Source organism: Chryseosolibacter histidinae, from assembly GCF_018598225.1.
GTDB lineage: Bacteria > Bacteroidota > Bacteroidia > Cytophagales > Cyclobacteriaceae > Chryseosolibacter > Chryseosolibacter histidini.
Genome location: NZ_JAHESF010000110.1, coordinates 1 through 248, shown reverse-complemented (window position 1 = coordinate 248; position 248 = coordinate 1). Strand labels below are relative to the sequence as shown.

Annotated in this window: 1 protein-coding gene; it reads right to left on the bottom strand. The window is 58.1% G+C overall.

All coding sequences use genetic code 11. The features are described 5' to 3' along the window. A partial coding sequence (locus KK083_RS32810; protein WP_369074988.1) for a hypothetical protein occupies window positions 1-218 on the bottom strand: 218 nt, incomplete at its 3' end. Window positions 219-248 lie beyond the last annotated feature (30 nt).

The following is a 248-nucleotide window of genomic DNA, read 5'->3' as shown; positions in this document are numbered from 1 at the left end:
AATCCGGGAAGCGCCCTGAACACACCGCCCTTGTTGATCCATTCCGCCCATGGTCCGGTCCCAGTGGTGGCAGCATAGACGCTGTTGGCCGCCGTGAGGATCACGATGAGCGCCAGAACGAGTGACTTACGCTGAGCAGCGAGGAGGACGACCACAGGAAAAGCAAGATAACAGAACATTTCCGCGGATAGTGACCAGCTTGGGAAATTGAAGGTCAGCCGCTGGCCGTCAAGCGCGTGAAGCAGAAG